General features: G+C 72.8%; 20 protein-coding genes and 1 pseudogene. 11 read left to right on the top strand and 10 right to left on the bottom strand.

Annotated features, from left to right (window positions below; genetic code table 11):
* Nucleotides 1–200 precede the first annotated feature (200 nt).
* The 6 genes from VIW71_RS19380 to VIW71_RS19355 all read right to left on the bottom strand — a co-directional run bounded on the left by VIW71_RS19380 (nucleotide 201) and on the right by VIW71_RS19355 (nucleotide 6,305).
* The gene (locus VIW71_RS19380; protein ID WP_331623616.1) at nucleotides 201–1,172 is read right to left on the bottom strand and encodes an ROK family protein; all 972 of its coding nucleotides are present in this window, start codon (nucleotides 1,170–1,172) and stop codon (nucleotides 201–203) included.
* Between the two features lie 226 nt (nucleotides 1,173–1,398).
* Complete coding sequence (locus VIW71_RS19375) at nucleotides 1,399–2,661, bottom strand: DUF6986 family protein (protein ID WP_331623615.1); 1,263 nt, start codon at nucleotides 2,659–2,661, stop codon at nucleotides 1,399–1,401.
* A 131-nt stretch (nucleotides 2,662–2,792) separates the two neighbouring features.
* The gene (locus tag VIW71_RS19370; RefSeq protein ID WP_331623614.1) at nucleotides 2,793–3,755 is read right to left on the bottom strand and encodes an electron transfer flavoprotein subunit alpha/FixB family protein; all 963 of its coding nucleotides are present in this window, start codon (nucleotides 3,753–3,755) and stop codon (nucleotides 2,793–2,795) included.
* 105 nt (nucleotides 3,756–3,860) lie between these two features.
* Complete coding sequence (locus tag VIW71_RS19365; protein WP_331623613.1) at nucleotides 3,861–4,646, bottom strand: electron transfer flavoprotein subunit beta/FixA family protein; 786 nt, start codon at nucleotides 4,644–4,646, stop codon at nucleotides 3,861–3,863.
* A gap of 312 nt (nucleotides 4,647–4,958) precedes the next feature.
* Complete coding sequence (locus VIW71_RS19360) at nucleotides 4,959–5,573, bottom strand: flavin reductase family protein (protein ID WP_331623612.1); 615 nt, start codon at nucleotides 5,571–5,573, stop codon at nucleotides 4,959–4,961.
* A 318-nt stretch (nucleotides 5,574–5,891) separates the two neighbouring features.
* Nucleotides 5,892–6,305: a TlpA family protein disulfide reductase gene (locus VIW71_RS19355; RefSeq protein WP_331623611.1), complete on the bottom strand. Its 414-nt coding sequence runs from the start codon at nucleotides 6,303–6,305 to the stop codon at nucleotides 5,892–5,894.
* 207 nt (nucleotides 6,306–6,512) lie between these two features.
* Between VIW71_RS19355 and VIW71_RS19350 the strand changes: the two genes are divergently transcribed.
* Both VIW71_RS19350 and VIW71_RS19345 read left to right on the top strand, forming a co-directional pair.
* The gene (locus VIW71_RS19350) at nucleotides 6,513–6,953 is read left to right on the top strand and encodes a DUF4395 domain-containing protein (RefSeq protein ID WP_331623610.1); all 441 of its coding nucleotides are present in this window, start codon (nucleotides 6,513–6,515) and stop codon (nucleotides 6,951–6,953) included.
* A gap of 162 nt (nucleotides 6,954–7,115) precedes the next feature.
* Entirely contained in the window at nucleotides 7,116–7,862 is a 747-nt protein-coding gene (locus VIW71_RS19345) for a lysophospholipid acyltransferase family protein (RefSeq protein ID WP_331623609.1), read from the top strand.
* Nucleotides 7,863–7,915: 53 nt separating this feature from the next.
* Here the strand turns inward: VIW71_RS19345 and VIW71_RS19340 are convergent, their stop codons facing one another.
* Genes VIW71_RS19340 through VIW71_RS19330 form a run of 3 tightly spaced genes read right to left on the bottom strand, consistent with a single transcriptional unit; the run spans nucleotide 7,916 to nucleotide 11,171 of the window.
* Nucleotides 7,916–9,013 (bottom strand): threonine aldolase family protein, encoded by a 1,098-nt coding sequence (locus VIW71_RS19340; protein ID WP_331623608.1) that lies wholly within the window; start codon nucleotides 9,011–9,013, stop codon nucleotides 7,916–7,918.
* Nucleotides 8,992–9,750 carry an SDR family oxidoreductase gene (locus tag VIW71_RS19335; protein WP_331623607.1) on the bottom strand — a complete coding sequence of 253 codons (759 nt, stop codon included), beginning with the start codon at nucleotides 9,748–9,750 and terminating at the stop codon, nucleotides 8,992–8,994. Before VIW71_RS19335 ends, VIW71_RS19340 begins: the two co-directional genes overlap by 22 nt.
* A gap of 23 nt (nucleotides 9,751–9,773) precedes the next feature.
* Nucleotides 9,774–11,171, bottom strand: a complete 1,398-nt coding sequence (locus VIW71_RS19330; protein WP_331623606.1) for a DUF6421 family protein — start codon at nucleotides 11,169–11,171, stop codon at nucleotides 9,774–9,776.
* Nucleotides 11,172–11,409: 238 nt separating this feature from the next.
* On the opposite strand from VIW71_RS19330, the gene VIW71_RS19325 reads away from it, so the two are divergent.
* Nucleotides 11,410–12,078: a glycerophosphodiester phosphodiesterase gene (locus tag VIW71_RS19325; protein WP_331623605.1), complete on the top strand. Its 669-nt coding sequence runs from the start codon at nucleotides 11,410–11,412 to the stop codon at nucleotides 12,076–12,078.
* Between the two features lie 154 nt (nucleotides 12,079–12,232).
* On the opposite strand, the gene VIW71_RS19320 is transcribed toward VIW71_RS19325, so the two are convergent.
* Nucleotides 12,233–12,766, bottom strand: coding sequence for a GNAT family N-acetyltransferase (locus VIW71_RS19320; protein ID WP_331623604.1), 534 nt, complete (start codon nucleotides 12,764–12,766; stop codon nucleotides 12,233–12,235).
* Between the two features lie 190 nt (nucleotides 12,767–12,956).
* On the opposite strand from VIW71_RS19320, the gene VIW71_RS19315 reads away from it, so the two are divergent.
* From VIW71_RS19315 to VIW71_RS19280, 8 genes and pseudogenes are all read left to right on the top strand, one after another.
* On the top strand, nucleotides 12,957–13,505 hold the full coding sequence (locus tag VIW71_RS19315; protein ID WP_331623603.1) for a DUF5134 domain-containing protein: 549 nt from the start codon (nucleotides 12,957–12,959) through the stop codon (nucleotides 13,503–13,505).
* Between the two features lie 80 nt (nucleotides 13,506–13,585).
* A complete protein-coding gene (locus VIW71_RS19310) occupies nucleotides 13,586–14,524 on the top strand; it encodes a M56 family metallopeptidase (RefSeq protein WP_331623602.1) in 939 nt (312 codons plus the stop codon).
* 265 nt (nucleotides 14,525–14,789) lie between these two features.
* Nucleotides 14,790–15,440 carry a TetR/AcrR family transcriptional regulator gene (locus VIW71_RS19305; protein ID WP_331623601.1) on the top strand — a complete coding sequence of 217 codons (651 nt, stop codon included), beginning with the start codon at nucleotides 14,790–14,792 and terminating at the stop codon, nucleotides 15,438–15,440.
* Between the two features lie 139 nt (nucleotides 15,441–15,579).
* A complete protein-coding gene (locus VIW71_RS19300; protein ID WP_331623600.1) occupies nucleotides 15,580–16,926 on the top strand; it encodes an FAD-dependent oxidoreductase in 1,347 nt (448 codons plus the stop codon).
* Nucleotides 16,927–17,049: 123 nt separating this feature from the next.
* The gene (locus VIW71_RS19295) at nucleotides 17,050–18,138 is read left to right on the top strand and encodes a WD40/YVTN/BNR-like repeat-containing protein (protein ID WP_331623599.1); all 1,089 of its coding nucleotides are present in this window, start codon (nucleotides 17,050–17,052) and stop codon (nucleotides 18,136–18,138) included.
* A 129-nt stretch (nucleotides 18,139–18,267) separates the two neighbouring features.
* Nucleotides 18,268–18,945: a uracil-DNA glycosylase gene (locus tag VIW71_RS19290; RefSeq protein ID WP_331623597.1), complete on the top strand. Its 678-nt coding sequence runs from the start codon at nucleotides 18,268–18,270 to the stop codon at nucleotides 18,943–18,945.
* 26 nt (nucleotides 18,946–18,971) lie between these two features.
* Nucleotides 18,972–19,814, top strand: a complete 843-nt coding sequence (locus tag VIW71_RS19285; protein ID WP_331623596.1) for a phospholipid scramblase-related protein — start codon at nucleotides 18,972–18,974, stop codon at nucleotides 19,812–19,814.
* 73 nt (nucleotides 19,815–19,887) lie between these two features.
* Nucleotides 19,888–20,312, top strand: a pseudogene (locus VIW71_RS19280) (ATPase); the annotation flags it as partial.

Here is a 20,312-nt window from a genome sequence, read left to right as displayed (position 1 = left end):
AACGTCCGCACACCAACCCGGCCGTCTACATCGTCGGCAGCGTCCTGATGCCCGGGGCCTGGCCCGGCGTGGGCTCTCCGATCCCACCGGAACGGGCGCCCACGCCCCGTGGAAGAAGCCGCCGGCCCCGCCCGGCGGCTTCTTCCGTACGGCCAACGTCTCTCAAAGGAACGTCCCTCAAAAGAACGCCACGCCGCCCCTCACCCCGGCAGGGTGAACGCCTTGATCCCCAGCGCCCCGGCAGCAGCCGCCGCCGCGCCGACCAGGCCGGCGTCCGTGCCGAGTCCGGCCGGGACCACCTTCACGCGCGCGGCGAAGGAAAGGGTCGCGTAGCGGGAGAGGTGGCCACGAAGGGGGTCGAAGAGGACGGGACCCGCGTTGGCGACGCCGCCGCCGACGACGGCGACCTGGATCTCGACGAGGGTGGCGATGGCGGCGACACCGGCCGCCAGGGCCTGCGCGGCGCGGTCGAAGGAGGCCCGGGCGAGGGGGTCGCCGGAGCGGGCGGAGTCGGCGACGGCGGCGGCCGTCGGGGCGGTCCCGGCGGCCGGGCGCCAGCCGCTGTCGAGGGCGCGGCGGGCGATGTTGGGGCCGCTGGCGATGCGTTCGACGCAGCCGCGGGAGCCGCACGGGCAGGAGTCGCCGTCGAGGTCGACGCTGATGTGACCGATGTGCCCGGCGTTCCCGGTCGGGCCCGGCAGAAGGGCTCCACCGAGGACCAGGCCGCCGCCGACGCCGGTGGAGACCACCATGCACAGCGCGTTGTCGTAACCGCGGGCGGCCCCGAACCAGTGCTCGGCGGCGGTCATGGCGACCCCGTCGCCGGTCAGGACCACGGGCAGCCCGCCCACCGCCGCCGACACCCTGGGTACGAGCGGGAAGTCGCGCCAGCCGGGCACGTTGACCGGGCTGACCGTCCCCCGCCGTGCGTCCACCGGCCCCGCGCTGCCGATACCGACGGCCACCACGGCCGGCCACTCGGGGGCGGCCCGCAGTTCGCCCAGCACTTCCAGGACCGCGCGCATCACGCTCTCGCCGCTCTCCCCCGCGGGCGTCGGCCGCAGCACCCGCACCCGCAGCCGCCCCTCCGCGTCGACGAGCGCCCCGGAGACCTTCGTACCGCCGAAGTCGAGTGCGCCCACGAACGGACCGGTCTCGCCGTGTGGGTGCATCGCTGGGGGATCTCCTGTCGTCGTACGGGCCGCGGTGACCGCTCCCGGAACCCTCCTGGCCGCAGGGAATCCTCGCACCCGCGACCCCGTGTCCGGGCAGCCACGGCCGATCCCCCTGGCCGGATTCGACCCGTTCGACCCATTCGACAACTTCGTTTGCTTCGAACCCGCCGATCCGAGAGGGGGTCCGCCCCGGCACGAAGGGATCGGGCCCGCGCCGGCCGGCCTACCGCCCCGCAAGACCCTCCAGCTCCGCCCGCCCCAGTCCCGCGAGCCCCGCGACCTCGGCCGGGTCGAGGGCGCCGCAGTCCAGGCCGCGCAGCAGGTAGCCGCTCAGGGCGCGGGCGGTGGCGGGCTCGTCGATGATGTCGCCGCCGGCCCTGGCCACGTACGCGGCGAGGCGGTCGGCGGAAGCGGCGAAGCCTTCGCGGTAGAAGGCGTAGACGGCGGCGTAACGGGTGGGCAGGTGGGCCGGGTGCATGTCCCAGCCCTGGTAGTAGGCGCGGGCGAGGGAGCGGCGGACGAGGCGGTAGTGGAGCTGCCAGGCGGAGTGGACGTTCCCGGTGGGGCCGACCGGCAGCACGTTGGTGGACCCGTCGGAGAGCCGTACGCCCGTGCCCGCGGCGGCGACCTGCATGACGGCCTTGGCGTAGTCGGCGGCGGGGTGCTCCATGGACTGGTGGGCGGCGCTGACCCCGCAGGCCGCGCTGTAGTCGAAGGTGCCGTAGTGCAGTCCGGTGGCGCGGCCCCGCGCGGCGTCGATCAGCCGGGGCACGGTGACCGTGCCGTCCGGGCCCAGGATCGACTGCGTGGTCTCGATCTGGATCTCGAACCCGATCCGCCCGTCCGGCAGCCCCGCCGCCCGCTCGAACTCCTGGCACAGCCGCGCCATCGCCGCCACCTGCGCGGGGAAACTGACCTTCGGCAGCGTGAGTACGAGCCCGTCCGGGAGGCCCCCGCCGTCCAGCAGCGTGGTCAGGAACAGGTCGAGCGTACGGATGCCGCGGTCGCGTACCGCCGCCTCCATGCACTTCATGCGGATGCCGATGTACGGGGGCGCGGTCCCGTCGGCCACCGTGGCGGCGACGGCGCGGGCGGCTGACACCGCGGCGGCGTCCTCCTCCGCGTCGGGCCGGGGCCCGTACCCGTCCTCGAAGTCGATCCGCAGGTCCTCGACCGGTTCGCGCCGCAGCTTGGCCCGTACCCGGTCGTGCACCTCGGCGGCCGGGCCGGCAGGCAGTCCGAGGACGGCGGCGAGCCCGGCGGCGTCCGGTGCGTGCGCGTCGAGGGCGGCCAGCGCCCGGTCGCCCCACTCCCGTACGGTCCCGGCGGTGAAGGCGTCCGCGGGTACGTACACGGTGTGCACCGGCTGCCGGCTGCCGGGGTCGCCCGGGTAGCGGCGGGCCAGTTCGGCGTCGGTGGCGGCGAGCGACGCGCCGATCTCCGTACGTACCGCATCGGCCAGTGTCGTAACGGCCGCCTGAGCCATGGACCACCCTCCCGGACTTCAACAGATCGTTGAAGCGACGCTAGCGGGGGGCGTACTGGCTGGTCAACAGCGTACGGCAGCGGCCTCCGCACGCCCGGGGGCGGGCGGAGGCCGGGAGGGTGCGCGCGGATTCAGCCCTTGCGGGCCTTGATCTCCTCGGTGAGCTGGGGGACGACCTGGAAGAGGTCGCCGACGACGCCGTAGTCGGCGAGGTCGAAGATGGGGGCTTCGGCGTCCTTGTTGACGGCGACGATGGTCTTGGAGGTCTGCATGCCGGCGCGGTGCTGGATGGCGCCGGAGATGCCGTTGGCGATGTAGAGCTGCGGGGAGACCTGCTTGCCGGTCTGGCCGACCTGGTTGCTGTGGGGGTACCAGCCCGCGTCCACCGCCGCGCGGGAGGCGCCGACGGCCGCGCCCAAGGAGTCGGCCAGCGCCTCGATGATCGAGAAGTTCTCCGCGCCGTTGACGCCGCGTCCACCGGAGACCACGATCGCGGCCTCGGTGAGCTCCGGGCGTCCGGTGGACTGGCGCGGAGTGCGGGAGACGACCCTGGTGCCGGTGGCCAGCTCGCCGAAGGTCACCTCCAGGGGTTCCACGGTGCCGGTCGCGGGGGCCGGCTCGACGGGGGCGGAGTTGGGCTTGACGGTGATGACCGGGGTGCCGTGGCTGACCCGGGACCTGGTGGTGAAGGCGGCGGCGAACACCGACTGCGTCGCCACCGGGCCCTGCTCTCCGGCCTCCACGTCCACCGCGTCGGTGATGACGCCCGAACCGAGCCGCAGCGCCAGCCGGGCCGCGATCTCCTTGCCCTCCGCTGAGGACGGGACCAGTACGGCGACCGGCGAGATCACCTCGGCGGCGGCCTGCAGGGCGTCGACCTTGGGTACGACGAGGTAGTCGGCGAACTCCGGCGCTTCGGCGGTGAGCACCTTGACCGCGCCGTGCTCGGCGAGCACCGGGGCGGCGGTGTCCGCGCCGGGGCCGAGGTGAACGGCGACCGGCTCGCCGATCCGGCGGGCCAGGGTCAGCAGTTCGAGGGTCGGCTTGCGGACGGCACCGTCCACGTGGTCGACATAAACGAGGACTTCAGCCATGGGAATGCTCCTGCGGAGAAGAAAAGGTGTGCGTGCGGGGCGGGGGCCGGGTGGTGTTCCACCTGTGCCGCCGTACGGCACGAGCGTGGGCCACCCGAGGTGCGGCTAGATGAACTTCTGGCTCGCGAGGAACTCCGCGAGCTGTTTGCCGCCCTCGCCCTCGTCCTTGACGACCGTGCCCGCGGTGCGCGGCGGGCGCGCGGTGGCCTCCTCGACCGCGGTCCACGCGCCGGCCAGGCCGACCTCGGCCGCGTCGATGCCCAGGTCGGACAGGTCGAGGGACTCCACCGGCTTCTTCTTCGCGGCCATGATGCCCTTGAACGAGGGGTACCGCGCCTCACCGGACTGGTCGGTCACCGACACCAGCGCCGGCAGCGACGCCTCCAGCCGTTCGCTGGCGGCGTCCCCGTCCCGCCGCCCGGTGACCTTCCCGTCCTCCACCGCGACCTCGGACAGCAGCGTCACCTGCGGGACGCCCAGCCGCTCGGCCAGCAGCGCGGGCAGCACCCCCATCGTGCCGTCGGTGGACGCCATACCGCACACCACCAGGTCGTATCCCGCGTGCTCGATCGCCTTGGCCAGCACCAGCGACGTTCCCATGACATCAGTGCCGTGCAGTGCGTCGTCCTCGACGTGCACGGCCTTGTCCGCGCCCATGGACAGCGCCTTGCGCAGCGCGTCCTTGGCGTCCTCGGGCCCCACCGTCAGTACGGTGATCTCCGCGTCGTCCGCGGCCTCCGCGATCTGCAGCGCCTGCTCCACGGCGTATTCGTCCAGCTCCGACAGCAGGCCGTCCACCGCGTCACGGTCGGTGGTCAGGTCCTCGGCGAAGTGACGGTCACCCGTGGCATCGGGCACGTACTTCACTGCGACAACGATCCTCAAGCTCACGCCTGCTCTCCTACTGCGTCGTCCTGCACGTCTACGTCGACTGCTGCGACCCGCTGCCCCCGCCCGGGTCAACCACCCCGGTCAGGCCCGGGAAGGTGTCCCGGATTGGCAGCATAGGCCCCATGGTGGCGGCTCCCCAGCGGGGCACGGCAACTGTCCCGACCGAAATATTACTCGCCAGTACACAGAGCTGCTTCCCCATCCGCAAGGTCTGTGAACTGTGACCTGTCCGACGCTGCCGGGGCGCACACCGGCGCGGCCGGGTCAGCGAGTCCGCCGGGCGGGCCTCGACGGGGGACTCGGGCGGGGGCCTCAGCGGGGCAGCCGGTGGAAGCCGCCGTCGTGGTACAGGAGGGGGCGGCCGGGGCCGTGCGGGTCGCCGGCCACGGCCTGGGCGACCACGATGCGGTGGTCGCCCGCGGGAACCCGGCTCAGCACGCGGGCGACGAGCCAGGCGGAGACGCCGTCGAGCAGCGGTACGCCGTGCGGACCGGGCGACCAGGCGGTGGGCGGGCCGAAGCGGTCGGCGCCGCTGCGGGCGAAGACAGCGGCCAGCGCCTCCTGGTGGTCGCCGAGCATGTGCACACCGACGAACGGCGTCTCCGCGACGGCGGGCCAGCACGAGGAGCCCAGGCTGACGCCGAACGAGAGCAGCGGCGGTTCGGCCGCGACCGAGGTGAGCGAGGTCGCGGTGAAGCCGACGGGGCCCGCCGGGCCGGCGGCGGTGATCACGGCCACTCCGGCGGCGTGGCGGCGGAAGGCCGAGCGGAAGACGGCGGAATCGAGGTCCGGCGTGCCGGGGGGGTCCTGATCAGGCGCGGAGGCGGGGTCGGCGGTGGGCGGCGCGGGGTCGGCGGTGGGACGGGACGGAGCATCCGTCGCGGGATCGGCCTGGCGGTTGTTCCGGAGGTGGGTCGGAGCAGTCACAAGGTTCGTCCTTCTGGAGCTGGCTGGAGCAGCGGGCCGGCGGCGCGGCGGGGCGGGGGTGCTCAGCGGTTCTGACAGCGCGAACTGGAGTGCCGGCCGAGGTCGACGTCGGCGCGCGCGGACAGAAGGGGGTCTCGCGACATAACGTCAGAGTGACGATGGGGGCGGCGGATCGTCAAGGCCCGGACCGGCATCTGGAATGTCCGTCACACCTGCGGCGATGTGGTTTACCCCGACCACGTGCTCGTTTGTCACACCGTGCGTCACTCGGGTCACGCCCGTGCGCGCCCCGCCGCGCCGGCGCCCGTCCGCCGCCGCTCAGACCGCCGCCCCCAGCGCCGCGATCACATCGGCCCGGCGCGGCTGGCCCGCCGCCCTGCGGACCACCGAACCGCCCGCGTCGAGCACGAGCACCGTGGGCGTCCTGAGGATGTTCAGCCGCCGCACCAGGTCCAGATGGGCTTCCGCGTCGATCTCCACGTGCCGGACGCCCTCCACCATCCCCGCCACCTCGCCGAGTACGCGCCGCGTCGCCCGGCAGGGCGCGCAGAACGCGCTGGAGAACTGCACCAGTGTGGCCCGCTCCCCCAGCGGCCCCCCGAGATCGGCGACCGTCAGCCGTTCGTCCGCGTCCTTGGCCCGCACCCGGATTCTCCCCTCCCCGCGCCGATGGATGAGCCCGTACGCGCTCGCGACGGCGAGCACCGCCAGGCAGACGATCAGCCCTGTCATGACCGTCCTTCCTCGTCGTACGACACTCCGTCGTACGACACTCCGCTGTTCCGCCGCTCGCTGTTCTGTCACACGCTGTTCTGTCACACGCCTTCGGCCGCCCGCCGCCGCGCGCACACCGTCACAGCCACAACGGATTCCAGCGTTCACGGGCCCGCAATGATTCCCGTGGGTGCGATCCCGCCCCGATGGACCATGCTGTCAGGCATGGAGATCGATGTACGAGGGCCCCGGTTCGCCGCGACGCTGACCACCGTGGTGCTCGCGGCCGTGCTGATCACCGGCAGCGGCCCGCTGCTGGCCGTCCAGTCGGCGGTCTTCGCGGTGGGCGCGGGAGCCGGGGTGACGAACTCGCCGTACGGCTGGCTGTTCCGCACGCTGGTGCGGCCGAGGATCGGGCCGCCGCCCGCGATGGAGGACGCGGCGCCGCCGCGGTTCGCGCAGGCCGTGGGGCTGGTTTTCTCGGTGGTCGGGGTGATCGGTTACATCGTCGGGCCGCAGTGGCTGGGCCTTGCCGCGACGGCGTGCGCTCTGGCCGCCGCCTTCCTCAACGCCGCCTTCGCGTACTGCCTGGGCTGCGAGGCGTACCTGCTGCTGAAGCGGGCAACGGGCAGGAACAAGGGCCACGGCGAATCGACGTACGCCTGACGTACCGCGGACGCGGCGCTGACGTGAGAAGAATCTCGCCGCAACGCGGGCGCGCGGGATGACACGGGGCCCGCCGTCAGGGCACCATCGCTCAGCGGCCGATATAACCCACGGGCGCGTAACGTCGGCGGGGTGCCGCCCCGGAAAGAGCAGGTGCCCGCCATGGCCGAACTCGTGTACCCGCCGGTGATCGGCTTCGCCCGCACGATGTTCAGGGTGCAGGGGCTGCGGTTCGACATACGCGGCACGGAGAACGTGCCGCGCGAGGGCGGCGCCCTGCTGGTGAGCAACCACATCGGCTACCTGGACTTCGTGTTCTGCGGGCTCACCGCGCTGCCCGCCAGGCGGCTCGTGCGGTTCATGGCGAAGGAGTCTGTCTTCCGGCACAAGGTGTCGGGGCCGCTGATGCGCGCGATGAAGCACATCCCGGTGGACCGCGCGGCGGGCATGGACGCGTACGGGCACGCGCTGGACGCGCTGCGCCGGGGCGAGATCATCGGGGTGTTCCCGGAGGCGACGATCTCCCAGTCCTTCACCCTGAAGTCGTTCAAGTCCGGCGCCGCCCGGCTGGCGATGGAGGCAGGCGTGCCGCTGCTGCCGATGGCGCTGTGGGGCACGCAGCGGCTGTGGACGAAGGGCCGTCCGCGCAGCCTGGGCCGGACCAAGTTCCCGATCACGCTGCGGGTCGGCGAGCAGATGCGGCCGAACGAGGACGAGAAGCCGGGCGCTCTCACCCGGCGGGTGCGGCTGCGCGTGCAGGAACTGCTGGAGGACGCGCAGCGCTCCTACCCCGGCCGGCCCTCGGGCCCGGACGACCGCTGGTGGCTGCCCTCACACCTCGGCGGTACCGCTCCGACGCCGGAGCAGGCGGCCGAACGCGAGCGCGTCCAGCAGCCGCAGGCCGGCTGACGCGTGGTCCGTCGTCACCCGGATCCCCCGCCGGCCGGCCGCCGGGCCGCCCCTCACGCCACCGACGCCAGCTCCTCCGCGATCGCCGCGGCGAAGCCGTCCACGTCCGCCTCCGTCGTGTCGAAGGAGCACATCCAGCGCACCTCGCCGGTCGCCTCGTTCCAGAAGTAGAACCGGTAGCGCTTCCGCAGCCGCTCGCCGACCTCGCGCGGCAGCACCGCGAAGACCGCGTTGGACTCCACCGGCCGCAGCACCGTGACTCCGTCGATGTCCCGTACCGCCTGCTCGAGGCGGCGGGCCATCGCGTTGGCGTGCGTGGCGCCGCGCAGCCACAGGTCGCCGGCCAGCAGCGCCTCGAACTGCACCGACACGAAGCGCATCTTGGAGGCGAGCTGCATGGACATCTTGCGCAGATACGGGATGCCGCGTACCCGTTCGGGGCTGAGGACGACGACGCACTCGCCGAGCAGCAGCCCGTTCTTGGTACCGCCGAAGGACAGGATGTCCACGCCCGCCTCGGTGGTGAACCGGGCGAGCGGCACGCCGAGGGTCGCGGCGGCGTTCGCGATGCGCGCGCCGTCCAGGTGCACGGTCATGCCGAGCTGGTGGGCGTGGTCGCAGATCGCCTTGATCTCCTCGGCGGTGTAGCAGGTGCCCAGTTCGGTGGTCTGGGTGATCGAGACGACCTGCGGCTGCGCACGGTGCTCGTCGGTGAAGCCGTACGCCCGCCGGTCGATCAGCTCGGGGGTGAGCTTGCCGTCCTCGGTGGTCACGGTGAGCAGTTTCAGCCCGCCGACCCGCTCGGGTGCGCCGCACTCGTCGACGTTGATGTGCGCGGACTCGGTGCAGACCACGGCGCCCCAGCGCTCGGTGACGGCTTGCAGAGCGACCACGTTCGCGCCGGTGCCGTTGAAGACCGGGAAGACCTCCGCCCGCGGTCCGAAGTGGCGGCGGAAGACCTCCTGGAGGTGCCTGGTGTAGTCGTCCTCGCCGTAGGAGACCTGGTGGCCGCCGTTGGCGAGGGCGAGCGCGGTGAGCACTTCGGGGTGCACTCCCGCGTAGTTGTCACTGGCGAATCCGCGCACCCGCGGATCGTGACGCCGTACGGCGTCGGTGGCGAGCTGCTCGGTCACGGTGGGGGCGTCAGCCACTGTCGGGTCCCGTTCACTTCCGTAGGGCTCCGGTTCCAGATGTCCGCGACGGCGTCGGCGAGGTCGCGTACGTCGGTGAAGCCGGCGAATTTGGCGTTCGGGCGCTGGGCCCGCAGTTCATCGTGCACCAATGCCTTGATCACCAGTACGGTGGCCGCCGCCGTGGGACCGTCGGGGCCGCTCAGCTTGCGGAAGGAGTCGCTGAGCGCCAGCGTCCACGCCTCGGCTGCCGCCTTGGCCGCGGCGTAGGCGGCGTTGCCGGCCGTGGGCTTGCTGGCGCCGGCTGCGCTGATCAGTACGTACCGGCCGCCGCGGCTGCGCATCAGGCCGTCGTGGAAGGCGAGCGAAGTGTGCTGGACGGTACGGATCAGCAGGTTGTGCAGCACGTCCCAGTCGGCGAGTTCGGTCTCGGGGAACGACGCCGAGCCACGCCAGCCGCCGACCAGGTGGACCAGTCCGTCGGCCCGGCCGTGGTCCTTCTCGATCCTGCCCGCCCAGTCCTGGGTGGCCTCCAGATCCAGCAGGTCCACGATCTCACCGGTGATGTCCGCGCCTCCGGCGTCGTACCGCGCCGCGTCCACCGCCTCGGCCAGCCGCTCGGGGTCGGCGTCGGCGGCGATCACATGGCCGCCGGCCCGGGCGAGCCGCTGCAGCACGGCGCGGCCTGCCGGTCCGCCGGCGCCCGCGACCGCGATCACCGCTCCGTCGAGTCCGCCTGTGTACGTGTCGGTCGTCATCTCCGCCTCCTGGGCCTGACCGGTCACGCGGCGCCCCGCTGCACGCCGTCGCCGGTGATCCCCTTGGTCGAGGCGATCACGTCGCGCAGCTTCTTCGCAAGGGCTTCGTAGAACATGCTGAGCGGAAACTCGTCCGGCAGCACGTCGTCCACCAGCTTGCGGGGCGGGAGCGACAGGTCCAGGGCCTCGGGGCCCTTGGCCCAGACCGAGCCGGGATGCGGGGAGAGGTACTTCGCGACCAGATCGTAGGCGGCGAACCAGTGCACGAGTTTGGGCCGGTCGATACCGTCCCGGTAGAGGGTCTCGATCTCGGCGCAGAGCTGGTTGGTGACCTGCGGCGCGCGCTCCCAGTCGATGTGCAGGGTGTTGTCCGTCCAGCGTACGGCGTCGTGCTTGTGCAGGTAGGCGAAGAGGAGCTGCCCGCCGAGCCCGTCGTAGTTGCGCACGCGGGCGCCGGTGACCGGGAAGCGGAACAGCCGGTCGAAGAGGATCGCGTACTGCACGCCGAGACCCATCGGGTGTCCCTCGGCCTGGAGCTTCACGGCCTCCTTGAAGCTGGTCAGGTCGCAGCGCAGCTCCTCGAGGCCGTACATCCAGAACGGCGCGCGCTGCTTGATCATGAACGGGTCGAACGGCAGGTCGCCGTGGCTGTGCGTGCGATCGTGGATCATGTCCCAGAGCACATAGGTCTGCTGGGCCAGTTCCTGGTCCTCGACCAGCCGGGCGGCGTCCTCGGGCAGTTCCAGGCCGAGCGTCGTGACGGCGGCGGCGGTCACGGTACGGAACCGGGCCGCCTCGCGGTCGCAGAAGATGGCGCCCCAGGTCCAGCGCTCGGGGGCCTCACGGACGGCGACGGTCTCCGGGAAGAGCACCGCGGAGTTGGTGTCGTAGCCCGGAGTGAAGTCCTCGAAGGTGATCGGCACGAAGAGCGGGTTGTCGTACCGGGTGCGCTCCAGTTCGGCCAGCCACTCCGGCCATACGACGCTCAGCACGATCGCTTCGAGGTTGCGGTCGGGATTGCCGTTCTGGGTGTACATCGGGAAGACCACGAGGTGCTGGAGGCCGTCGCGGCGGTCCGCGGCGGGCTGGAAGGCCAGCAGCGAGTCGAGGAAGTCGGGGACGGCGAAGCCGCCGTCGGCCCAGCGGCGCAGGTCGGTCACCAGCGCGCGGTGGTAGGCCGCGTCGTGCGGGAGCAGTGGGGAGAGCTGCTCGACCGCGTCCACCACCCGGCCGAGAGCGCGCTCGGCGTCGCCCCGGCTGGGCGCGTCCTCGGCGTCGAAGTCGATGGAGCCGTCCTTGCGCTGCCAGGGTCTGATGGCCTCCACGGCCTCCCTCAGCACTGTCCACTGGGGGTGTCCGGTGATCCCGTCGCCGGACATCCGGCCCTCACCGGTCACCTTCGGTGAAAGAACTTCACTCATGACCCCTCCTCGCAAAAGAACCTTCCGTCTGACCACCGTAGCCACGAGATGGTTTCCACTTCAAGCGGAGCCGGCGGAATTCATCCTGTCGCACGGTAGTGAGGCCGCAATTCTTCCGGCCGATCCCCGGATTGGATCAACAGAAGTTGCGATATCGCGCCGAATGGGTGAGGGGGCGACGACAACTCGTCACCGGGCGTTCAACGGGCGGCGGCCCGCGCTCGCTAGGGTGGCCGCCATGAGCTTCCTCACCGTCGGTCACCGCGGGGTCATGGGCGTCGAGCCGGAGAACACCCTGCGCTCCTTCCGTCGCGCCGAGCGGGCGGGACTGGACCAGATCGAGCTCGACCTGCACCTGAGCAAGGACGGCGCGCTGGTCGTCATGCACGACGCGACGGTGGACCGCACCACGGACGGCAGCGGCCACATCCGCGACCTGACGCTGGCCGAGATCCGGGGCCTGGACGCCGGACTCGGCGAACGGGTCCCGGTCTTCGAGGAGGTGCTGGACGCGGTGAGCAGTCCGATCCAGGCCGAGATCAAGGACGCCGCTGCGGCCCGCGTGCTCGCCGAGACCCTGCGCGAGCGCGGCGAGACCGAACGGGTCAGCGTCCTGTCCTTCCACGACGAGGCGCTCGCCGAGACCCACGCGCTGCTCCCCGAGGTGCGTACGGTCCTGGTCGCGAGCAGGCTCGGCCCGGAGATCGTCACCCGCGCCCAGGCGGTGGGCGCCCGGCTGGTCAGCCTGGACCTGACGCACCTGAGCCTCGATGTCGTACGGCGCTGCCAGGCCGCCGGGATCGCGGTGATGGCCTGGACCGTCAACACGGCGCAGGAGTGGGCGCTGGCCCGCGCGCTGGGCCTGGACGGGGCGGCCACGGACCTGCCGGAGGAAGCGGCGGCGTAGCCGTACACCGGCGCCGGGCCACACCCCGGACAAGCCGTGCCCCACCCCGTACGACAGGCGTCGTCCACCGGGCGGCGCAGGCGCCTTGGCGGTTTGCCGCAGGAGCCCGAACGGGCTTGTCCACGGGACGGGCCTGTTCACCGAACCCGATTGTTCAGGCGAGCTCCTTGGTCAGCAGTTCGAACTCCAGGCCGTCACGGGTCGGCACCCCGAACCGCGCGTCCCCGTACGGGAAGGGACTGGTCTCACCGGTGCGCCGGTAGCCCCGCCGGACGTACCAGGCTATGAGCTCTTCCCGGACCGAGATCACCGTCATGTGCATCTCGGCGGCCTTCCACTCCTCCAGGGCGAACCGCTCCGCCTCCGCGAGCACGGCCTTCCCGAGCCCCGCCCCCTGGAGCGCCGGCCGCACCGCGAACATCCCGAAGTACGCGTGGTCCCCCCGGCGTTCGAGCTGGCAGCAGGCCACCAGCCCACTGCCGTTCTCCACCGCCACCAGTCGGCTGTCCGCCCCTTGTACGACGGCCAGCACGCCCTCCGGATCGGTCCGCTGGCCCTCCAGGATGTCCGCCTCGGTCGTCCACCCGGCCCGGCTGGAGTCACCGCGATAGGCGGACTCGATCAGCGCGACGAGCGCGGGCACGTCGTCGGCGGTGGCGGGGCGGAATACGGGAGTACCGGTCCTCATGGCCGCAGGGTATTACGGCCGACTGACAGCGCCCGGTCCGGTCAGGGCGGCGCCGGGGGGCGCACAAGGTGGCCGCACGCCCCCGGGGCAACCCCGTGCGCTTGGGTGTGCGCCCTCGGGGCCGGGCAGATCCCTGGCGGGTCACCGTTCACGGCAGGGGGAACGGGACGGGGCGCTCGGGGAGGGGCTGATGCACGGACCGCCGCTGGTGGCGTGGCTCCTCGTGGTGCTCTGCGCCGCCGCCTCGGTGTCCTGCCTGGTACGGCCGGAGGCCGGTGACGAGGCGCTGATGGGGGCCGGCATGGCCGCAATGGCCGTGCCGCTGTCCGTCTTCGACCCGCGGCCGTGGGGCGCCCCGGTCTTCGCCGCTGTGTACGCGCCGGTTCTGGCGCGCGCCCTGCTGCTGACCCGCCACCGCCCGGGTCACCATCTGCACCATGCGGTGTGCGCCGCGGCGATGGTCTACATGGCGGTCACGATGGCGCGGGCGGGCCCGTCGCACGCGGGCCACGCCGAGCACGCGAGCGCGGGCACCCCGCTGCTGACCGGCCCGCTGCTGCTGTACTTCGCCGGATACGTGCTGCGTACCGGCATGCTGCTGGTCGCCGAGCCCGCCCACCGGCCGCTGATATCCGGCGCCGGCGGCACCGTACCGCTGCGGCACGCGCCCGAAGTGGCCGTCGCCTGCCGGGTGGCGATGGCGCTGGGGATGTTCGCCATGCTGTTGCTGGCGGGGTGACCGACACGTCCTGTGAGTGATGCGTCACATCGAGTCCAGGCCCGTACACGGCCCGGCCGCCGCCTCCTAGGGTGAGGCATATGACGGTCCCGTACGTGCTGCTGATCCTCGGCGCACTTGCGGCGGCGACAGCGCCGCGTCTGCTCGGCCGTGCCGACTGGCCGGAACGCGAACCGGTGCTGGCCCTGTGGGTCTGGCAGTGCGTGGTCGCCGCCGTGCTGCTGTGCTGCGTCTCGGCGCTGACACTCACCGCCTCGGCAGCCTGGTCACAGGTGCGCGGCCATGTCTTCGCCTTCGCGCCGCGGGGCGTCGTGGAGGCGTACGCGCTCTCGGAGTACGGCCAGGGGGCCGGCGCCCTGGCGGTCCTCCTCGCGCTCGGCGGGGCGTGGACGGCGGCGATGCTCACCCGCGAGGTGCGGGCCGCCCGCACCCGGCGGCGGCGGCGCGCGGCCGAACTGCGCGCCCGGGCACCCCGGCTGCCCGGCGAGACGGTACCGCCCGGCGAGCGGCTGGTGGTTCTGGAGGACCCGCGCTCGGACGCCTGGTGGCTGTCGGGGGCGGACCCGCAGCTGGTCATCACCACGGCGGCGCTGAGCCGGCTCAAGGGCCGTCAGCTGGACGCGGTGCTGGAACACGAACAGGGCCATGCCCGCGCCCGGCACCATGTGCTGCTCCACTGGGCGGGCGCACTGGCCGGCGGCTTCCCGCAGGTGCCGGTCTTCGCGGCCTTCCGCGACCAGGTGCACCACCTGGTGGAGCTGGCCGCGGACGACACCGCCTCGCGGCGCGTCGGACGGCGGAACACCGCGCTCGCCCTGGTCCAGCTCAACGAGGAGCGCGGGGTGTTCGGTCCGGGCCCGGCCCCGCTCGCCGCGGTGCCCGGCCGTGTGAGCCGGCTGCTCGACCCGGCCCCGCGGCTCCCACTGGCCCGCCGGGTGCGGCTGACCGCCTGTGCCCTGCTGGTGCCCGCCGTCCCGTTAGTGGTCGCGTTCGGCCCCGGAATCGGCGCTCTCGCCTGACCATGGACGCGAACCGGGAGCCGACGGGCGGGGCCGCGTGTGTTCCGGACGCCACCGAGGTACCGGCCGCGTTCCTGCCGGGTCTGGACCTGCTCGGCCGATGAGGCGGATGGTGGAAGGAGGACGCCGGAGACGCCGGATGCCGGTCCCGGCGATCCCCCGCGTCGCCGGGACCGGCATCCGGTCCCGATACCCCACACGGACCGCGGTCCGGTGAGTCGCGCTGAGTATATTGGCTCGGAGCCAGTCAACGCAGGAGTAAAGCATGTCCCCTCGGAGCGCATCGGTCAATGAAGCGATGCGTCAGCGCTCCCGGGAACGGCTGTTGCAGGCCACCGTGGAGCTGGTCGAGGAACGCGGTTACGAGGCCACGACCTTGGCCGATATCACCCGACGCGCGGGTTCTGCCCGCGGCCTCGTCTCGTACTACTTCTCCGGCAAACGCGCGCTGCTCCAGTCCGCGGTGCACCGGCTGATGAGCCGGGAGGTGGCCGCGGCCCTGGAGGGCGACCGGCCCGCCGAGGACGGCCAGGAGGTGCTGGCCCGGGCCATCGACGCGGTCCTCGCCCTGAGCCGGACGCACACCACCCTGATGCGGACGCACATGGCGTCGATCCTGCAGGAGGGCTTCATCCAGTGCCCCGAGCAGCAGCGGCTGGCGGCCCTGCTGCGCGACGCGGTCGACGCGTGGGGGGCGGCCGACCCCGAGGAGGAGTACCGGCTGCTGCGGGCCCTGCTGATGGGTGCGATGGTGGCGCTGCTGCTGCCGGGCGCGCCGATGCCGGTCGCCCGGCTGCGGGCGGAGCTCTTCCAGCGCTACGGCCTGAAGTGGTCCGCGGGCGTGCCGCCGGACGAGGCCGGGACGGCGGTCCCGGCGGTCGGCACCGGGTCACCCGAGCAGTTCCCGTCCGTGTGAGCCGGGGGTGCGGGCCGCCGGGCACCCGGACGGAGTCCGTACAGGAGAGTGACAGCGGAACGTCAGCGGAACGTGACCCCCTGCCGAAACGGCGTTCGGTGGCGCATGCTGAACACAGGCCGCGGAAGGGAGCACCGCCGTGCTACGCGTCGCAGTCGTGGGGTCGGGTCCCAGTGGTGTGTACACCGCCGAGGCGCTGGTCGGCCAGCGCACGGGCCCGGAGGTGGCGGTGGACGTGCTGGACCGGCTGCCGTGCCCGTACGGGCTGGTCCGGTACGGGGTCGCGCCCGACCACGAGAAGATCAAGTCCTTGCAGGGCGCCCTGCGCAAGGTGCTGGAACATCCGCGGATCCGCTTCCTCGGCAATGTCGAGGTGGGCCCCGCGCTGACCCCCGCGGATCTGCTCGGCATGTACCACGCGGTGGTGTACTGCGTGGGTGCGGCGACCGACCGCAGGCTCGGGGTGCCGGGCGAGGATCTGCCGGGCAGCTACTCGGCGACCCGGTTCGTGTCCTGGTACAGCGCGCACCCGGACGAGCCGCCGGACGGTTTCGCGCTGCAGGCCCGGTCCGCGGTGGTGATCGGCGTCGGCAATGTCGCCGTGGACGTGGCCCGGGTGCTGGCGCGCGGCGCGGAGGAGTTGCGGCACACCGACGTACCGGACGCGGCGCTGCGGTCGCTGGCGGCCAGCGAGGTCAGGGACGTCCACATGGTGGGGCGGCGCGGTCCCTCGCAGGCGAAGTTCACCACGAAGGAGCTGCGCGAGCTGGGGGCGCTGGCGGACGCGGACGTCGTGGTCCACGAGGAGGAACTGGCGCTCGATCCGGCGTACGCGGACCCGGGCGGGCTGCCGGCCGCGGCGCGCCGCAATGTGGAGGTGCTGCGCGGCTGGGCGGACCGGCCGCCGGGCGGACGCTCGCGCCGTATCCACCTGCGGTTCTTCCTGCGCCCCGCGGAACTCACCGCGGGACCGGACGGCCGGGTGGGCGCGGCGCGGTTCGTACGGACCGCCCCCGACGGGCGCGGCGGCGTCATGGACACGGCCGGCGGCGAGGAGATCGGCGCGCAGCTCGTCCTGCGTTCCGTGGGCTACCGGGGAGTGCCGATACCGGGCCTGCCGTTCGACCCGGTGCGCGCCGTGGTGCCGAACGAGGCGGGCCGGGTCCTGCAGGACGCTGCCGCCTCCCCCGGCGAGTACGTGGCGGGCTGGATCAAGCGCGGCCCGACGGGGGTGATCGGTACGAACCGTCCCTGCGCCAAGGAGACCGCCGCGGCCCTGTTGGCCGACGCCCCCGCGCTCCTTTCCCGGCCGGTGGCCGACGACCCGCTGACCGCCCTGCGCGCGGCTGGTCTGCGCCCGGTGGCGTGGCCGGGCTGGCTGGCGATCGAGGCGGCGGAGGCGGCTCTCGGTCACTCCCTGGACCGCGGCACGGTCAAGATCCCGGACTGGGCAGGGCTGCTGGCGGCTGCCCGGACGGCGGTCTGAGGGCGGGCCTGCCGCCGGCCGGCGCGTCCGACCTGCGGCGATCCGCGCTGAAAGGGCCATTGTCAGTGGTCGGGTGCAGACTCTGTGATGTCGGACACCATGGACATCCGGAGGTGAGGCGTCATGAGCGATGTGCTGCTCGCGGTGGGTACGCAGAAGGGGCTGTTCCTCGGGCGCAGGGGCGGCAGGGGCTGGGGGTTCACCGGGCCGCACTTCCCGATGCAGGCGGTGTACTCGGTGGCGATCGACACCCGGCGGGCCGTGCCGCGGCTGCTGGTCGGCGCGGACAGCTCGCACTGGGGTCCTTCGGTGTTCCGCTCCGACGACCTCGGCGAGACCTGGCACGAACCGGCCCGGCCGGCGGTGAAGTTCCCCGAGGACACCGGCACCTCGCTGGAGCGGGTCTGGCAGCTCCACCCGGCGGGCCCGGCCGCACCGGACGTCGTGTACGCCGGCACCGAGCCCGGCGCGCTCTTCCGGTCGGACGACGCAGGCGAGACCTTCTCCTTCGTCCGCAGCCTGTGGGAGCACCCGCAGCGCCCCGAGTGGGCAGCGGGATTCGGCGGGCAGGCCGTGCACACCGTGGTGACCCACCCCTCGAACGCGGATCTGGTCACGGTCGCCGTCTCGACCGGCGGGGTCTACAGATCCAAGGACGGCGGCGCGACCTGGGCGCCGTCCAACAGCGGCGTGCAGGCCACCTTCCTGCCCGAGGAGCAGCGCTACCCGGAGTTCGGGCAGTGCGTGCACAAGGTCGCCCAGGACGCGGTCGATCCCGACCGGCTCTACCTGCAGAACCACGGCGGGGTCTACCGCAGTGACGACGCCGGGGCCAAGTGGACCGACATCGGCGCCGGCCTGCCCGCCGACTTCGGCTTCGCGGTCGCCACCCACAAGCACCGCGGCAACATGGCGTACGTTTTCCCGCTGAGCGCGGACGCCCACCGGATGCCGCCCGACTACCGCTGCCGCGTCTACCGCACCGAGGACGCGGGCGCCGGTTGGACTCCGCTGTCCGACGGGCTGCCCCAGGATCCGTCCTACAGTGTGGTGCTGCGCGACGCGATGTGCACCGACGACGCCCAGCCGGGCGGGGTGTACTTCGGCAACCGCAACGGCGAGGTGTACGCCAGCGCAGACCAGGGCGACTCGTGGGAGACGGCCGTCTCCCACCTGCCGGACGTCCTCTGTGTACGGGCGGCCGTCGTGTGAGCGGTCCGGCTCACGGCCCAACGGGCGGGCAGCGCGCGGGTGCGGGTCGCGTGTGCGGGTGCCCGTCCCAGCCCGGTCCGGGCGGCGCCGTCCGCGGCAGTGGCCGTTGAGCCAGTAGAGTGACGGTCCGTGACAGCACGACCATTGCACGAGATCGTCGAGGCGGGCTGGGCGAAGGCGCTCGACCCCGTGGCGGACCGGATCGCCGCGATGGGGGACTTCCTCCGCGCGGAGATCGCCGCAGGCCGCACCTATCTGCCGTCGGGGGCGAACGTGCTGCGCGCGTTCCAGCAGCCGTTCGACGACGTACGGGTGCTGATCGTCGGCCAGGACCCGTATCCGACACCGGGGCACGCGGTGGGCCTGAGTTTCTCGGTGGCGCCGGACGTCCGCCCGCTACCGGGCAGCCTGGAGAACATCTACCGCGAGCTGGGCACCGATCTCGGGCTGCCGCAGCCCGCCAACGGCGACCTGACCCCGTGGACCCGGCAGGGCGTCCTGCTCCTCAACAGGGCGCTGACCACCGCGCCGCGGCGGCCCGCCGCCCACCGCGGCAAGGGCTGGGAGGAGGTCACCGAACAGGCGATCAGGGCGCTGGCCGCCCGGGGCCGCCCGCTGGTGTCCGTACTGTGGGGCCGCGACGCGCGCAACCTGCGACCGCTGCTCGGCGACCTGCCGGCGATCGAGTCGTCGCACCCCTCTCCCATGTCCGCGGACCGGGGGTTCTTCGGCTCACGGCCGTTCAGCCGTGCCAACGAACTGCTGGCGCGGCAGGGCGCGCAGCCGGTGGACTGGCAGCTCCCGTAAGCGGTACTTGACGGTACTCTGCCCGGGTGACGACGCATTCCGATACCCCGGCGGGCTGGTACGCCGACCCGCAAGGCACTCCGAACCTGCTCAGGTACTGGGACGGCGCCCAGTGGACCGAGCACACCAACCCCGGTCAGGTGCCCCAGCCTCCGCAGCAGGCCGGCGGCAGCGCCTGGGAGGTGCCCGTCAGCAGGCAGCCCGACGCGGCGAAGGTCCAGCGCCAGGTGCAGCAGCAGGCGGGGATAGCGCCGACCGGGTTCGGCGGCGGCACGCTGTTCAGCGAGCCGGTCCTGGTGGTGAACCAGAAGGCCAAGCTGATCGAACTCGTCAACGAGTACAGCGTCTTCGACCAGAACGGCCGCACCCTCGGCTCGGTGGTGGAGGTAGGCCAGAGCACCGTGAAGAAGGTGCTGCGGTTCGTCTCCAGCGTCGACCAGTTCCTCACCCACAAGCTGGAGGTCAGGGACGCGCAGGGCCAGCCGCACCTGGTGCTCACCCGGCCCGCGAAGTTCATCAAGTCCAAGGTGCTGGTGCACCGCGCCAACGGCGAGCCGCTGGGCGAGATCGTGCAGCAGAACGCCATCGGCAAGATCAACTTCGCGTTCGTGTACAACGGCCAGAAGATCGGCGCCATCAAGGCCGAGAACTGGCGGGCGTGGAACTTCGCCATCGTGGACCACACCGAGACCGAGATCGCCCGGATCACCAAGACCTGGGAAGGTCTTGCCAAGACGATGTTCACCACGGCGGACAACTACGTGCTGCAGATCCACCGGCCGCTCGCCGACCCGCTGCTGAGCATGGTCGTGGCCTCCGCGCTCACCGTGGACACCGCGCTCAAGCAGGACTCGCGCGGGTTCGGCTGAGCCGGTGCCCGGTCCCGCGTCCGCCGCACCGGCCCCCGGCCCGCCTGACGCCCCGTCACCCGCCGCCGACTGGGTGCTCGGCGTCGACTCCGGCGGCTCCGGGGTACGGGTGGCCCTCGTGCGTGCCGACGGCTCCGAGGCGTCCGCGCCCGCCGTCGCCGACCGCCCGGCCGTGATCGGCGAACGCGGTGTCGACGCCACCAGTCTGCTCGACCTCGTACTGCCACTGGCCGAGGGGCTGATGCGCGCGGCGGGGGCTCGGCGGATCGCCGCCGCCTGCGTCGGCGCGGCCGGCATGGCCTCGCTCGGCGACGACCTGCGTGCCCGGCTGCCCCCAGCCCTGCGGGACGCTCTCGGGGTATGTGAACTGGCGCTCGCCGGGGACGCGGTGACGGCCTACGCGGGTGCGCTGGGCCTGCGGGCCGGCGTGGTGGTCGCGGCGGGCACCGGCATGATCGCGCTGGGCACGGCTGCGGACGGCACCGGCTGGCGGCGCGC

The organism is Streptomyces sp. (assembly GCF_036524955.1).
Classification (GTDB): Bacteria; Actinomycetota; Actinomycetes; order Streptomycetales; family Streptomycetaceae; genus Actinacidiphila.
The sequence above is the reverse complement of the archived record's forward strand: the minus strand, read 5'-3'. Positions and strand labels throughout refer to the sequence as shown.